Origin of the sequence: Candidatus Thiodiazotropha sp. LNASS1, assembly GCF_964212655.1 — a bacterium.
GTDB lineage: Bacteria > Pseudomonadota > Gammaproteobacteria > Chromatiales > Chromatiaceae > Thiodiazotropha.
The window spans coordinates 2841310-2856304 of sequence record NZ_OZ156465.1 but is presented as its reverse complement, the minus strand read 5'-3'; the positions used below and the strand labels follow the sequence as shown (position 1 = coordinate 2856304).

The 14995-nt window shown below is 50.4% G+C and carries 11 protein-coding genes; 7 read left to right on the top strand and 4 right to left on the bottom strand.

The window, feature by feature from the left end; genetic code table 11:
* Positions 1-200 precede the first annotated feature (200 nt).
* Together AB8516_RS12480 and AB8516_RS12475 are read left to right on the top strand one after the other, a co-directional pair.
* A complete protein-coding gene (locus AB8516_RS12480) occupies positions 201-2747 on the top strand; it encodes a hypothetical protein (RefSeq protein ID WP_369161070.1) in 2547 nt (848 codons plus the stop codon).
* 212 nt (positions 2748-2959) lie between these two features.
* On the top strand, positions 2960-4750 hold the full coding sequence (locus tag AB8516_RS12475; RefSeq protein WP_369161068.1) for a hypothetical protein: 1791 nt from the start codon (positions 2960-2962) through the stop codon (positions 4748-4750).
* Between the two features lie 24 nt (positions 4751-4774).
* Here AB8516_RS12475 and AB8516_RS12470 read toward each other — a convergent pair whose 3' ends face one another.
* From AB8516_RS12470 to AB8516_RS12455, 4 genes are all read right to left on the bottom strand, one after another.
* Complete coding sequence (locus tag AB8516_RS12470; protein ID WP_369161066.1) at positions 4775-5686, bottom strand: hypothetical protein; 912 nt, start codon at positions 5684-5686, stop codon at positions 4775-4777.
* On the bottom strand, positions 5677-6951 hold the full coding sequence (locus tag AB8516_RS12465; protein WP_369161064.1) for a polysaccharide pyruvyl transferase family protein: 1275 nt from the start codon (positions 6949-6951) through the stop codon (positions 5677-5679). The genes AB8516_RS12470 and AB8516_RS12465 overlap by 10 nt, the downstream gene beginning before the upstream one ends.
* The gene (locus AB8516_RS12460; RefSeq protein WP_369161062.1) at positions 6948-7997 is read right to left on the bottom strand and encodes a Coenzyme F420 hydrogenase/dehydrogenase, beta subunit C-terminal domain; all 1050 of its coding nucleotides are present in this window, start codon (positions 7995-7997) and stop codon (positions 6948-6950) included. Before AB8516_RS12460 ends, AB8516_RS12465 begins: the two co-directional genes overlap by 4 nt.
* A 242-nt stretch (positions 7998-8239) precedes the next feature.
* Positions 8240-10117, bottom strand: a complete 1878-nt coding sequence (locus AB8516_RS12455; protein WP_369161060.1) for a polysaccharide biosynthesis protein — start codon at positions 10115-10117, stop codon at positions 8240-8242.
* Between the two features lie 237 nt (positions 10118-10354).
* Here AB8516_RS12455 and gspG point away from each other — a divergent pair, with 237 nt between their 5' ends.
* From gspG to AB8516_RS12430, 5 genes are all read left to right on the top strand, one after another.
* Complete coding sequence (gene gspG / locus AB8516_RS12450) at positions 10355-10786, top strand: type II secretion system major pseudopilin GspG (protein ID WP_369161058.1); 432 nt, start codon at positions 10355-10357, stop codon at positions 10784-10786.
* A 62-nt stretch (positions 10787-10848) separates the two neighbouring features.
* Positions 10849-12768, top strand: coding sequence for an ATP-binding cassette domain-containing protein (locus tag AB8516_RS12445; protein ID WP_369161056.1), 1920 nt, complete (start codon positions 10849-10851; stop codon positions 12766-12768).
* 136 nt (positions 12769-12904) lie between these two features.
* Positions 12905-13177, top strand: a complete 273-nt coding sequence (locus tag AB8516_RS12440) for an RNA-binding protein (protein WP_108289667.1) — start codon at positions 12905-12907, stop codon at positions 13175-13177.
* 94 nt (positions 13178-13271) lie between these two features.
* Entirely contained in the window at positions 13272-13742 is a 471-nt protein-coding gene (locus AB8516_RS12435) for a DUF2939 domain-containing protein (protein WP_108289666.1), read from the top strand.
* A 259-nt stretch (positions 13743-14001) separates the two neighbouring features.
* Entirely contained in the window at positions 14002-14805 is an 804-nt protein-coding gene (locus AB8516_RS12430) for a GGDEF domain-containing protein (protein ID WP_369161054.1), read from the top strand.
* Positions 14806-14995 lie beyond the last annotated feature (190 nt).

The window sequence follows — 14995 nt, the reverse complement described above, 5'->3', positions numbered from 1 at the left end:
GCAGTGTTTCCCGCTGTCCCCATACTTATATGCCGATGTAGTGGATGGAGAGTAACAATGAGCAGGATGCCAAGGATCAAAACTCTTATAGGTGACTGCTGTTTGTTTATCGAATCCGGCTTCATGGCAAAAGAGCGTTGCTTGATGGCTTTTTATGGGGCGGTACTAGAGTCAATGCAGGTAAAGGAATTGGCCAGTCGATGAACGGACCGTCTTGGCCACTTTCTCTGCTTGCTCAACGTTCTGCGCCCTTGTTGGCGCTGGTTTTGATTGCGGTCGTCATGCTGGGTGCGAATCCCCTGGTCGGTGAAACCATTGCGCCCTTCGATTTTCTTGTCCAATTTCCAGGTTGGAAGAATACTGGGATCGAAAGCCCGGTTAAGCACCGCAAGCACTCTGATGTGCTCGATGCCAAACTGCCATCATGGCGTTACGCCCGGGAAAAACTGCGCCAGGGAGAACTGCCTCTATGGAATCCCCACGTGCTTGGTGGAAACCCTCTGTTACTATTGGTTACCCGTTCGATTTTGACCCCGGCCTTTGCCGCATATACCTTATTCGGTAACGAATCTGTCGGATTGTACGCCTCTGCATTGGTGAATCTCCTCATCGTCTCTATCGGGAGCTATTTGCTGTTTGCAAGTTTGACAGGAAATCGTCTGGCAGCTTTGCTTGGTGCGGTTGCCTTCAGCTATTCCGGCTTCAACACCTCATGGTTTCTTTGGCATCATGTGAATACCAGTATCTGGATTCCGTGGGTGCTCTTCTTTGCCGTGCGCATTGCACAGACGGGCGATGCCAAACATGTGACCTGGTTGGCCATCGCCTCGACATTGATGATTCTAGGTGGATTCCCAACGGTAGCCGTGTATGGCTACATCGCCTTGCTGCTGCTGTTTCTCAGTTGGTCACTGTTTTCGCGGAATTCGTATCGAGTGGTTATAAGCAGAGGTGCCTTGGGTGTGGCGGGAATACTCCTGTCATTAATGATGGCCACGCTGTTTCTCTATTGCCTGGAAGAGTCTCTGGGGCGTCTCGATCTAAGCTATCGCAGGGGGGGTAGCGCCTTTCGCAAGGTCCAGGATCTGCTGCTCTATGTTCAGCCGTTCAGGGAGGGACCGCTAACCCTGGGCAGGACAGGATATGTGGGTTTGATCCCGCTGATACTCTTTCTTCCGGCTCTATGGCTCACCCTGAGGCGTCGATTGGAATGGAGATATGTATGGGGAGTGTCGCTAGTTTTGCTGATTGCGCCATTGGCCTTCGCCTGGATTCCCATGGACTACATCAGGCAGATCCCTCTGATCGGGACCAGTATGATTAACAGGCTGATTCTTATTATTGGACTTGGCTTGTCGTTACTCTGTGTCTTGGTTCTCTCTGCCGCTTACCAGCGTTTCGGCAAAAAAGCACCGGGATGGGCCACCATGGTTTTATTACTTCTGCTAGCTGTTCAGGTGGTTGACCAGCGCCGGGTGTTTCAATCACTGGTGGGTCATGTAAAAGCAGATACGGTCTATCCGGCCACAGCCACGATCGATTATGTCAGGGGCAGGATAGCACCGCTTCAAAACGTGATAGCTGACCGCGGATATATCGTCTCAGGGGTAGTATCGGCCTACGGTCTTTCAGAGTGGTATGCCCATGGTTTTCATACGCCGGCAGAGAAGCGGCTCCTTGAAGGGGCCATCACCAGGCCTTTTTTAACACCTACGGCATCGGCCTTTTTGTGCAGCCAGGTTAATTTTGCAAATCCGGTGTTTCTGGCCTATCTGGGTGTCAGGTATGTACTCTGTTCTGATGAAACGATACATGGGGGAAAAGTTGAGCGAAAACTTGTTTTTGATACGATTGATCTAAGTCAAGGGGAGAGTGGTGGATTGAGTTTCACAGGGGAGAGGATTGTTCAGCTCGTCGAATTGCATCAACATGTCTCGTTTGATGAAGTAGAGTTGGCCTTGGAGAGCGTCAATATTGATAACAGGCTTGGCGTTAGACTAAAGCTGTGGATGGGTTCGGAACCACTAACCGAAACTGCGCCATGCTCTTTGCAGCGTGATTCGGAGGAGGCATATTTTAGGTGTAGATTCCCCAGCCAGATTTTACTGGACAGGGGAAGCTATGAACTGGAAATCATTGTAGAAGGGGAGAGTGCATCTGCTTCTCTCAGTGCTGTGGTTTATCCTTCGAAATCTCCGTTGTTGCAGCTACAAGTGGGAGACAGGTTAAGTGAAAGGGTACTGGGATTGCGTGGATACAGACGCACAAATGCCTTTGTTTATCGGATAGTATTGAGCGGTGACAATAATTCATATATTGTGCATGAGCTGGAACCCGGGGTGGTTCTGGTGGAAAACAGGCTAGTCAACGGTAGTGCCTATTTTATATCATCCCTTAGTGGTGTGTCCGATGCCCGTTACGATCAGCTGAGGCTGAATACCTATAACGACACCTCGATGCAGTTTGAGTACATTGGGGACAGACCCGGATGGGTGGTCATCCCGGTTAGGATGTATCCCGGCTGGTTATGCTTGGTTAATGGGAAAAAGGTGGAACCGGCGCTCTTCAAAGGAGTGATGCCTGCAGTGCCGGTACGCGGCAACAGCAGAGTTGATTTCATCTATTCGCCGACCCACTACGCAGTTCCTGCTGCGGTTTCTATTCTCGGAGTACTCCTTGGCTTGCTTTTATCATTCAAAGCACAATCGATTAACCGATGGTTAACGGACCATTACAAAACGAACTAATGGATAACCGCTCCTATCTACGGACGCTTGGCCGGTTTGGCCTTGCATTGCTTATCTTTGTTGCCTCCTCGGCACTGATTCGCTATTGGTTGACCGCTGGTCTGCCAATAACTGCGCATGCTCACGGTATCTATGACGATGCATTGTTCATACGCTTGGCGGAGAGTGTGGTGTCCGGTCAGTGGCTGGGCGACTACGACAAGCTGACATTGGTGAAGGCGCCGCTCTATCCTCTGTATATTGCCGCAAACTATTTACTGGGTTTACAGTTCAAGACCATGGAGCACGCAATCTACATTGTGGCCTGCGTGATTCTCTACCTGGCTTTGATAAAGGCAAAAGTCAACCCTTTTCTGGCCCTAGTGCCATTTATACTCTTGCTTTTCAATCCCTATCATCACGGTAGTGTGGAGCGGGGGTGGTTCTATGCGGCAATAGTGTTTTTAGTCATTGCCGGTATTTACTACATGATTTCGATGCGAACCGTATCGGGGAGTGTTAGATCGTCACATGCGTTTCTGCTGGGTTTGGGCTTGGCGTCACTCTATCTTTCCCGGGAAGAGACGATTTGGCTTTACCCCTTGTTAGCGGTTGCATTTACTCTCCTGTTCTACCAGCCGGATAGACAGAGAGTACTGCTGTTGACGGCTAAGGTGTTGCCATTGCTGCTGTTGGGTCTGGCAATACCAATTTCAGCGGTATTGAGTATGAATTATATGAAATATGGACATTTCGGAATCAAAGACAGCGCAGTTAAGGAGTTTAAAACCACATTCAAGTTGATGAAGAGTGTGCGTACTGATGAGGAAAAGCCCTTTGTCGACGTGACTCACAAGTCACTAAATCAAATGTTCGATGTGAGCCCAGCGTTGGCCAGGTTTCAACCCCATTTGCAGGGGGGGCTGGGTAAGCAATGGGGTGGACTGATGTGCAAACGGCATGCTGAGGCATGCAACGAGATCGGTGGCGGTTACATTTTCTGGGCATTGCGAGATGCTCTCGCCGCTGAGGGTTATTACCAAAGCCCGAATGAGATGAGATCTGTGTACAGCGAAATCAGTGAAGAGTTGCAAAGGGGATGCAGCAGCGGACAATTGGACTGTTCGCGTACTGTCTGGCCTCTCCGCTATCCGATCAGATTAGAGAGGATAGACGACTATCTGGCAAAATTGCCAGCCTTCGTGAATTATATGGTATCAGGTTTACACGGACGCCTACCTAGCTATGGCGCTTCACATGGTCCGGATGAGAGACTCGAGGTGTTTAAGAGGCTGTCGAATACAGCCATCAAAGCGAAAACCCAGCGGGATCAATACTCGGTTTCCGGGTGGTTGATTTCAGATAGCCAGGAAAAATATATCGCGATCGTGCCAAAGCCATTTGCTGCCTATACCAATCTTTTTAGCTTGAAGTCGAGCAGGGATGTGCAGCGTCACTTTATAGACAACGCAGATTCTGCCTTGTCGCGGTTTAACGTGGAAGGGCCGTGTAAGGGTGGTCAGTGTGAACTATTGGTTATGTCTGGTGGTGAGCATACTAAATTCGACCAGGCTTTGATTCGTCCCGGGGCTGATTTGAAGAAAGCAGGAATGCATCTGCATATCGACTCGGTTAAGCAGAAAGAAAGTAACCAGCAGTTATTTTGGGTTGACCAGTTTAAAATCAATGTCTTTAAAAAAATTGGTAAATTGTACAATCATGCACTTGTCTATCTTGCGTTGCTTGCCACCATGGTATTTGCGATTGCCTGTTTTGCCTTTCTTTTTAGGGGATATAGAAGCCTTTTGCTGTGGGGTTCCTTGATTGCGATCATAGGCATCGCAACGCGGTTGGGAGTGCTTGCCCTGTTCGATGATTTTACCCAAAGTCCGGTTATCGGCCAGTTCCGCCATTTTATACCGATTATGCCGTTGCTGCTTCTGTATATCGGGTTGAATTTTCTTATTCTTTTTGAGCTGCCGGCCGTGTTGCGAAAATCTACAAGAATGGGCGTTAAAAACTGACCATATAACAACAAGGCTCTATGGTCATGAGTTTGAGACGTCCGCCGATGAGTGTGGGGAGATTGTTACTGACAGGGCAGCTAATATAATTTCGATAAGGATATAAAAAATTCTGTTAAGTGCGGCTAAGATAATTGCAGTATTTATATCTAGAAAAGGTGCCAGGCCAAGCACCAGAACCGATTCGCGGATGCCGATTCCGGCGGGAGCGAAAGGTACAGCAAATCCTACCGCATAACTGAATGCATAGAGCCCAATAATAAAAACAAGACCAATCTCGGATGCTGAGAATGGTATTAAAGTAATCCAAAAAGCGAACCCGAGTGCCAGCCATATCAGCAGTGAAGTTATAAAGGACAGGGGCGTGAATAACAATCGTCGACAGTAATCATACAACCTCTTACGATGGTGTCTCAACTGTGGTAACAACAGAAGGAATGAAGTAGTGCCTAGTATTGCTAGTAGGATGATTAATGGGATTTCTTGAGTCAGTGTAATCAAGAGTTGATATTGCGTGAAACTGATAAGCAATAGACCAAAGATGAAAGCGCTGAAAACAACCCAGAATGTTTCTAGCAGGATGGTGTCACGTACGGTCTGGTTATCGAGGCCGGCAGATTTATACATCCCGATTTTACCAACAAACTGCCATATCGAGCCGGGTATGTATTTGCCCAGTTGCGTAATATTGTAGATACTGAAGCTTTGGGAAAACAAAAAATTGACTTTATAGTGGAGCAACGATTGGTGCATGATAGCTACCAACAGCAGTTTGCCGATGGTAAGTGAGAGCAGGGAATAGACTATTATTTCAATCGGAAGAAGCTTCACAACGTCAAACACGCGGTGGAGATTTCCCAGCAGGAAGAAAAAAATGAAGCTTAAGACAACCACCCACCATAGAGTCTTTAATGCAGTTTTTATGTTTACTTGCACGATTTGCCTTGATCCAAAAGGTTAAACAAATAGGCGAACTGTTTATAGGCAGAAGCCTTTGCGTGTTTCTGTTGTTGATTAATTTTTTGGCGTATGGATGGTTCGTTATCCAGAGTGTGTCGAATCGTCTCCATCATGAGTTCGGAATTAAGCTGGTTGAAGTCAAAGACAAGATCACCAAGCCCAAAAAAATCCATCACTTCCTGATATTTGTGGCTCCAGCCCAATACTATGACGGGCTGGCCGCTGGCTAGTGCAGCGATCATTGCGTGAAACCGGGAGACCATCACAAGCCTGCAATAACTCATTAGCAGTTTAATGCCTGGTGTATTGAGATCAAAATCAACATAATAGATTGGTGCTGATTCGTGGTTATCACCCTCCACTTGGTTAACGATGTCTCTGATCACAGGCAGGTCGTTATTACGCAACTTGGACATTTCATCTTTACGGGTGGCGTTTGGATAGAGAAGTATGGCGTACCCATGCGCTATGAGTTGACGGCAAAGTGTTGCGATTTGATGATGGTAACTGTTGTCTTGTCGCTGCGACATTGCTGCCAATACACTACTGGGGCAGATACCGATCAGTTCCCTGTCCTCTCGCTGAAGTCTATTGCTGAGAGCGGCAAGTTGCTGGCGACTCTCGTCGCTGATCATGTCTTGTGGCTGGTGAAGAAAGGCTACATCGGCAACCGGTTCGACATAACAAGTATCCAGTAACAATGATTGCAAGTGTTGATGAGTGGTGGCTCCGCGGGCAAATATTTGATCGATTCTCGATAGGGTATGTCTGGCGAGGAAGTGATTCAGCGGATTATTGAATGGCCCGGCGGCTTGAGAGAACTTAACCACTGGCGTATCAAGGAGGAAAGCCGGTACCAGGGTGAGAACGTTGTAAGGTAAAAACTTTTCTCTGCCATCGATGAAAGCGACGCCGGCTAGATCGATAAGGACGTCGGAGCTGCCAAGGGAGCGGGTGGATTCGGGTGTCAGCCGGGCCAGAATTTTAAGGTGTAGACTGTTAAGCAGCATCAATAGAAGTGAGCAGGGTAGAAGCACGGTAACAAGGTACAAGGGGTCTGCGCTGTAAACCTTGATCCTTGAATCGTTGATGAGCTTCCGGTCCCGCTTTGGATAATAGGAGTAGATGTTGAAGTTCGCCTCTGGATAGCGATCACGTATTCTTCCGATGGTGGTGGTTAACATGGCCTCTGCACCCCGGTTACCACTCACTGTTGCTGCAATGATTGAGATGGTTTTCATGGTAAGGTTTCGATGCCTTTTCTAAGGTAGAGGTAGGCTTTTAGAAGCGGGCGAGGTAATTTGAATATCAACTTGTTCCACTGCGATGATTCACTCCAGCGCATGTTAAACAGTGTAAACAGCGCGGTGAGCCAAGCATGCCATGAAACCCGTGCCTTGACATTGTCCGGGATTTTATAGCCAAACATTGGGGCCACGCGATTCCTCGCGCTGACATTGTAGTGGAAGGGGGCGGTACGTGCCTGCCCGTCCAGAATATCACATATCCCCAGGGCTTCTGCAGTGATTGCTCCACTGCGGTTTGCGCTATTCCATAAATCAATGCCTTGCTGGGTGCGTATTATTACCCCCGTTTTCTTTTTCGGATCCTGTTTAAACCGGTAGGCCCACACGTCTCCGAGGGAAATATCAGCTTGATAACCGAAATGATCATGGCAAACGAGGCATTTCTTTTCCGAATAAAAGTAGAGATTTTGATAAAGACTGAAATAGGAGAATGGTTTTCTGATGGTGGTTCCATTCAAAAACTCGGCTTCCAGCTTGCCCCGCCAGTGACCTTTGCGAAAGCGATAAGAGCGCAACGGGCTGGCAGCCTCTTTCATCAGCTGTTGCGAGATTTCATCAATTAATTCGGTCCTTGAATTATGTCCGCATACCAAAGCGATTTTCAGCTTGACCTTATTGGAAATGTCGTTATCTTTCGCAATCCACCGGGTAAGATTTGTAATATCACAGGGCAGGCCGACCACGGCGATGCGTCCGTGAAATTGACGAATCAGGGGCAGGGCCTCTTTCATAAAGGCGGTTTCTACATATTTACTTCCTTGGGCATCAAGAATTTCTTGCTTAGAAGTGGCAATTGAAAAATGTGCTCTAATCTTTTCTTTCTCAATAACGGTGTTGCAAACCAACGCGCCATCGATCTCATCCTGCTCCAGGAGTGAAATCAAGAGTGCGGACCCGGCCCCGCCCGATGCAGCGTTGACCCGGTTGGATTCATCAGTCGCATAGGCGTGATATAACTCGCGATACTCTCCGACAAGCATGCGTATCTGTGTTTCAGTCCATGTTCTTCGCAGCAACCTGTCAGTAATTAGATTGAACATATTACGCATTGTGTTTTAGTTCGGGAGGCAAGTTAGTACCTGAAAATATTGGTTTGACGCTTTTATAGAATTTCTGTTTTCTTAGCCCGGCTGATTTTATTATTTGAGATCATTTAATGAAATGAAGAGAGACAGTCCTTTATCATTCAGTGGGATTCTTCCGGGTGTGGCATGTTGCCCAGTCAAGCAGTAGCCTCGTGGGTTGAATTGACTCTCTTCTCGAGTTCAGCATGCTCCGGCACTAATTTATCCAGAAGGGATTTCAATATTACAGTCTCATGATTGTCGCAGGCCTCTTTCATTTTTTCGAGGTTATCCAGGAGCCGGGACCAGTCAACCTGTCGATGATGGGCGAGAAAGACCTTCTCATGATCCGTTTTGTGCAACTGCTCCTTCTCGTGGAATAGCTCCTCATAGAGCTTTTCGCCTGGACGCAGGCCAATGTATTCGATCAGGATGTCTGTGCCCGGTGTTCTGCCTGACAGGTGAATCATCTGTTCCGCCAGATAACTGATCTTGATTGGATCTCCCATGTCCAGCACGAAGATTTCACCGCCCTTTCCCAGTACCACTGTCTGCATGATCAACTGGCAGGCCTCCGGGATAGTCATGAAATAGCGCTCCATGCGGGGATCGGTCACGGTGACTGGCCCTCCCGCCTCGATCTGCTTACGGAACAGGGGGATTACGCTGCCGGCGGACCCCAGTACGTTACCGAAACGTACGGTGATGAATCTTGTGTCAGAGTGGGCATCCAGATTCTGGCAATAGATCTCCGCCCCCCGTTTGCATGCTCCCATAACATTGGCGGGATTGACCGCCTTGTCGGTGGAGACCAGAACAAAGACGCCACATTTGAAGCGGTCGGCGGTCTGTGCCAGGATTTGCGTGCCCAGGATATTGTTACGCACTGCCTGTCGCAGCTGGTGTTCCAGCATCGGCACGTGTTTGTAGGCAGCGGCGTGAAACACCACCTCGGGCCTTGTCCGGGCGAATAGGTTTTCCACCAATGGCTGATCGATGATATCGCCGAGATGGCACTCCAGGGAGAGGTCTGGAAAGGCGCTGAGCAGTTCCATTTCGATGGTGTAAAGGTTGAATTCACTGATCTCCAGCAACACCAGCCGGGCCGGCCTGATCTTGGCAAGCTGGCGACAGAGTTCGGAACCGATCGATCCACCGGCACCGGTGACAAGGATCACCTTGCCGGAGAGCGCACTGTCGATGCTGTCCCAGTCGAGGGATACCGGGTCGCGCCCCAACAGGTCCTCGATGGATACGGTACGCAGGTTGTTGATCTGCACATTCCCGGATATCAGATCATTCAGTTGCGGCACTGACCTGAATGGTATATCCGCCCGTTCGCAAAGCTCGACGACACGGCGCATCTGTTTGGATGAGGCGGATGGGATAGCCAGCATTACGATATCGATGGCCAGATCCTCGCACAGCCGTGGGATATCGTCACAGGTTCCGGATACCGGTACGCCATGGATCTCGCGGCCCTGGCGCCTTCTTTTGTCGTCGACAAAGGCAACGGGGGTGTAATCGCCCCGACGATTGCGCAGGATATCCCTGGCAAGCATCTCGCCGGCCTTGCCCGAGCCCACGATCAGGACGCGTTGGCCGGGTGACAGGTCCAGACGGTGGTCTTTGAGCAGGCGATAGATCAGTCTCGGACCGCTCAACAGCATCACCAGCAGGATCGCATGGATCACCGGAACAGAACGTGGAACGCCACCCGCCCTGGTGAAAATGAACAACAGTGCCACGCTGACCACGGTGCCGACCGCGACCGCCTTCAGAATTCGCACGATATCGGGCAGAGAGGCGAAGCGCCAGATACCGCGATAGAGGCCAAACAGCAGAAATGCAGTGAGTTGAATCGGCAGGACGAAGAGCAGGCCCACCAGGGCATCCTCGTAATAGGCGGCAGGTACCACCTCCAGGTTGTAGCGCAACCAGTATGCCAAGAGCCAGGCGATCGGTACCATCAGCACATCGTGCGCCAGCGCTACTGCTTGCGAACGTAGATGATGAGGTAATATGTGTTTGCTCATTCAGGCACTCCCGGGCCCTGTGAATTCAAGTATGGACTGCTGTTTTGAGACTATTCTACCCCATTGCGCTAATGGGACAGAGCGATGTCTGCACATTTCGTGCGTAAATGACCGTTCAGAGATGAATATCACTCCGCCTGAAAATCCGGATAGAACCATGGTCGATGATTGCTGGTATAATTTTTTCTGATTTACATTAAGTAGGCTGAAGCCACCCATAGCGAAGAGAGTCTGATAATGAAATTGATTCCATGCCGGAACCGCTGCAGCGGTTTTACCCTCATCGAACTGCTGGTGGTTATGGCGATCCTTGCGATGTTGGCCGGGCTGGTTGGCCCCAAGGTGATGAATGCTCTGGGTGAATCGAAAAGCAAGACTGCCAGGGTGCAATTGGAGGAGCTCTCAGCGGCGTTGGATATCTATCGTCTCGACACGGGGAATTATCCACGCGGCCATCACGGCCTGCGGGCGCTGGTGGAGCGTGTCGATGGGGTGGAAAACTGGAATGGCCCCTACCTGAAAAAGACAAAATTGCCCAAAGATCCCTGGGGAGCTGACTATATATACAGTTTCCCCGGTGAACACGGCGACTATGATCTCTATTCCCTCGGTGCTGATGGTACAGAAGGGGGCGATGGCGAAGCGAAGGATATCAAGGGCTGGGAGTGACGCTCAAGGCGTTGCACCCCGACCATCCGCAAATCCTGAGATAATCATCAGCGTGTCCCGGGATGATCCAGTTTGACCACATTTCACTCAGACGCGGCAGCAAACTGCTCTTGCAGCGGATGGACTTTACCCTCTATGCCGGGTGGAAGGTCGGTATTACCGGGGGTAATGGCAGTGGTAAATCAAGCCTGTTCGATCTGATATTGGGTGAATTGCAGGCAGACGAAGGAACTCTCTCCCTGCCCCAGAACATTGAGATCGCCCATGTGGCACAGGAAACTCCGGCGCTGACTCGCTCTGCCCTCGATTATGTCATCGATGGTGACCGTGGACTGCGGGAAATCGAGCGGGAGCTGTGCTCGGCAGAGGCGGCCGGTGACGGCGCCGCCCTGGCACGGTTACACGAGGCATTCCACAATGTTGACGGATACAGCGCCAAGGCCCGTGCCGGTGAGCTGCTGCATGGACTGGGTTTTTCACCCGATGATGAGTTACAACAGGTCAACCGCTTTTCAGGGGGGTGGCGGGTACGCCTCAATCTGGCGCAGGCTTTGATGTGTCGCTCCGATATGTTGCTGCTTGACGAGCCTACCAACCACCTGGATCTGGATGCAGTGATCTGGCTGGAGACCTGGTTGCGCAACTACGCCGGCACCCTGCTGCTGATATCCCATGATCGTGATTTCCTCGATCAGGTCACAGATCATATTGTCCACATCGAGCATCGGCAGGCGATCCTCTACAACAGTAACTACAGCGGCTTTGAGAATACCCGTGCCGCGCGCCTGGCCAATCAGCAGGCGGCCTATGAAAAACAGCAACGGGAGATTGCCCATATCCGTAGTTACGTCGACCGGTTTCGTGCCAAGGCCACCAAGGCGCGTCAGGCACAGAGCCGCCTGAAGGCGTTGCAGCGTATGGAAGTGATCGCCCCAGCCCATGTGGATTCACCCTTTCATTTCAGCTTTGCCGAGCCGGACAAGAATCCACACCCCTTGCTTCAGCTGAGTGATCTGGAGGTGGGCTATGACGGACAGTCCATTTTGAGAGATGTCCATTTCAACCTGGCACCGGGTGACCGTATCGGCCTGTTGGGACCGAATGGCGCAGGCAAATCGACCCTGATCAAGCTGCTGGCGGGAGAACTCGAGCCGATCTCCGGTTTGCGGTCGCCGGCACAAGAGCTGCGGATAGGATATTTCGCTCAACATCAGCTTGAGCAACTGGATCCCGATGCCACTCCGCTGCTCCATCTGCAACGATTGGATCGCAAGGCCAGCGAGCAATCCCTGCGCAGCTATCTGGGGGGGTTCGGTTTTCATGATGATCAGTCGTTACAACCGGTGGCCCCCTTTTCCGGCGGCGAGAAGGCCCGCTTGGTACTCGCTATGCTGGTCTACCAACGCCCCAACCTGTTACTGCTGGATGAGCCGACCAACCATCTCGATCTGGAGATGCGCTATGCCGTGGGTCAGGCGCTGCAGGATTATCAGGGGGCCATGGTGATCGTATCCCATGACCGTCATCTGTTACGCATAACCACAGATGAGTTTTGGCTGGTGTATAGTGGTCAGGTAGAGCCCTTCGCCGGATCCCTGGATGATTACCCGCAATGGCTGGCAGCGGAACGTCGTAGCGGAAGCGGTGGGAACGGAGCCCAGGTCGAATCACAATCGAGCGGCCATACTGCGGCGGCCAGAAAGGATAGAAAGCGCCAGCAGGCTGAGCAGCGAAAACGTCTTCAGCCTTTACGTACGCAACAATTGAAAATTGAACAAGAAATAGAAAAACTACACCACAGGCAACAACAGTTGGATCAGGCACTGGCGGATCCGGCGCTCTACGACCCATCGCTAAAAAACGATTTAAAACATAATCTTAAAGAAAAGAGTGATTTAGACAGAGAGTTAAGCGAGTGTGAACGGCGTTGGCTGGCCATCAGTGAGCAACTGGAGGCTGCAGAAAACGATGAAACAGTCTAAAGTGTATAGGATTTAGATCCTTAGACAGTCAACTTCAGCAGGAATAGGGGCTGACTGTAGCCTGCATTCAAACGATTTGTGCATTGGATTGTTTGGCTGCATGAATTGGGACATGCACGCATTTTGAGATTTGATGATGAATATTTATGTAGGAAATCTGCCCTGGAGTGTTAAGGACGATGAGTTACGTCAGCTCTTCACTGAGTTTGGAGATGTCTCCAGTGCTAATGTTATCATGGACAAGTTTTCAGGCCGGTCCAGAGGATTCGGATTTGTCGAGATGCCAGACTCATCAGCGGCCGAAAACGCAATCAAGGCGCTGAATGAAAAAGAGGTTGGTGGGCGCAATCTACGCGTCAACGAAGCAAAGCCCCGGGAAGAACGCCCCCCGCGTCGATCCAGGCACTGATAAGAAGAGATAGGGATTGCATGCAGAGCAATCCCCGATTTTTTGAGTAACAACAGGATTGCCTGTAATAACAGGACAGAGACCTATTCGCGATATGAAAGGCTTCTTTGCACTACTATTTCTGATCACCCTCGCATTCCTGATCTGGCCCTATACCGCGGTCTATCGCCTGGATCAGGCCCTCCAGACAAATGATCAGCAGACGCTCAGTGAGATGATCGATCTGGCCTCAATTAGGGAGCAGATCAAACGCAAACTCAACAAGAATGTGCAAAGCACCATCGGGGAGGTCTCGAATAGCTTTATCGACTGGTTACAAAACGGCATTCAGCGCATGGGCGCCGATGCGGTTGAGCACATGGTCGACAACCAGTGGGTTGTTACTCAATTGCGATCGCACAATCGAAAATCTGAGCAAGGCGGTATTCTGGATCGCATGACCTATGCATTTTTTGATGGTCCCGACAGGCTGTTGTTACGCATCGGCGACCTGGATGACAACCCGGTACACGCCCACCTCAGCCTGCAGGGTCTGCAGTGGCGAATTACGGCTGTCTATAACTGATATCGCAAAGCGCTCGCTGTGTTGCCCAGGTTGGCAGGGGTTAGAAAAAATAAAGAATTTACAGATAGTTAATCTGATTTTCTCTATCAATGGGCATATCAGGCCGGCACGGCAGCTGCGGATGTGAAGAATTAAAGAATTACTCTCGTCAGCCGCTCAATCATTCTGAGGTTCAACATTGTTGAGTCTGTGAACCTGTATTGAAACTCGTGCGAGCCTGCGAGGCTGCGCATCAGGATGATAGAGAGAGAATCGAATAATGGCCGAAATCAGTTTTAACCGAGAACTTTTTGATGTCTGTCCTACTGGTATGCTGGCTATAGACAGTGAAGTCTGTATTCGATGGATGAATCCTGCATTGGAAGCGATGCTCGATCTGTCCGGTGATGAGCTTATCGGCAAAGACAAGAATACACTGCCTGAAAGTCTGCATGCCCTGTTTGATGAGACCGATATGTTGCACCTTTCACTCAATGGTGAAGGCGAACGATGGCTGCAGCGCGAAGTGCGTGAGGTCGTGGATGGCGAGAATGCCCAATTAAGATTGCATTTCTATCAGGATATTAGCCAGTTGATCCTGGCGCAACGTGAGACCGATCAATTGCGCAGGCAGGTGCAGGATCTCACGATTACCGATGAACTTACCGGTATGGCCAATCGACGCGCCACGATTCAGGCAATAAGTGCGCAGGTAACCCGCAGCAGACGTTACGGAAATTTACTGACTCTGGGTGCAATGCGATTGAGCCATCCCGACCAGGATGGGGAGGCATTACCGGATACTTCTATTCTGGTATTGACCCAGTATCTGCGTGAGCGCCTACGCTGGGCAGACGTTATCGGCCGCTATGAAGATCAGCTGTTTCTTCTCGTGATGCCTGAGACCGCCATAGAGGATGGTGAGAATCTGCTGCAACAGATCGCCAACGAGTGCCGTGGAGGCGCTTTGCCTGATCTTGGGGAGAATCCTGTTCCCGAGTTGAGGATCGGTGTGTCGGAATGGTCTAAAGGTGATGATTCACAGCGGCTGATTACCCGGACGATCGAGTCGATCGAAGCCTAGGCTGCGAAAAAAGGAGCAGTATCCTACAGGTGTCATCTCACTGGTGTTGCCGGACACTTTAACGGGTGATTGGCGGACCTGCGCAGCAAATTTCGCCTGTTATCCGGTGGTATATGCGCTGCAGAAGAGGACCTGGAGAAAACAATGACCTCTATGTGCAAACTCTGCTGTGACATCCTCCAGCTTTCTC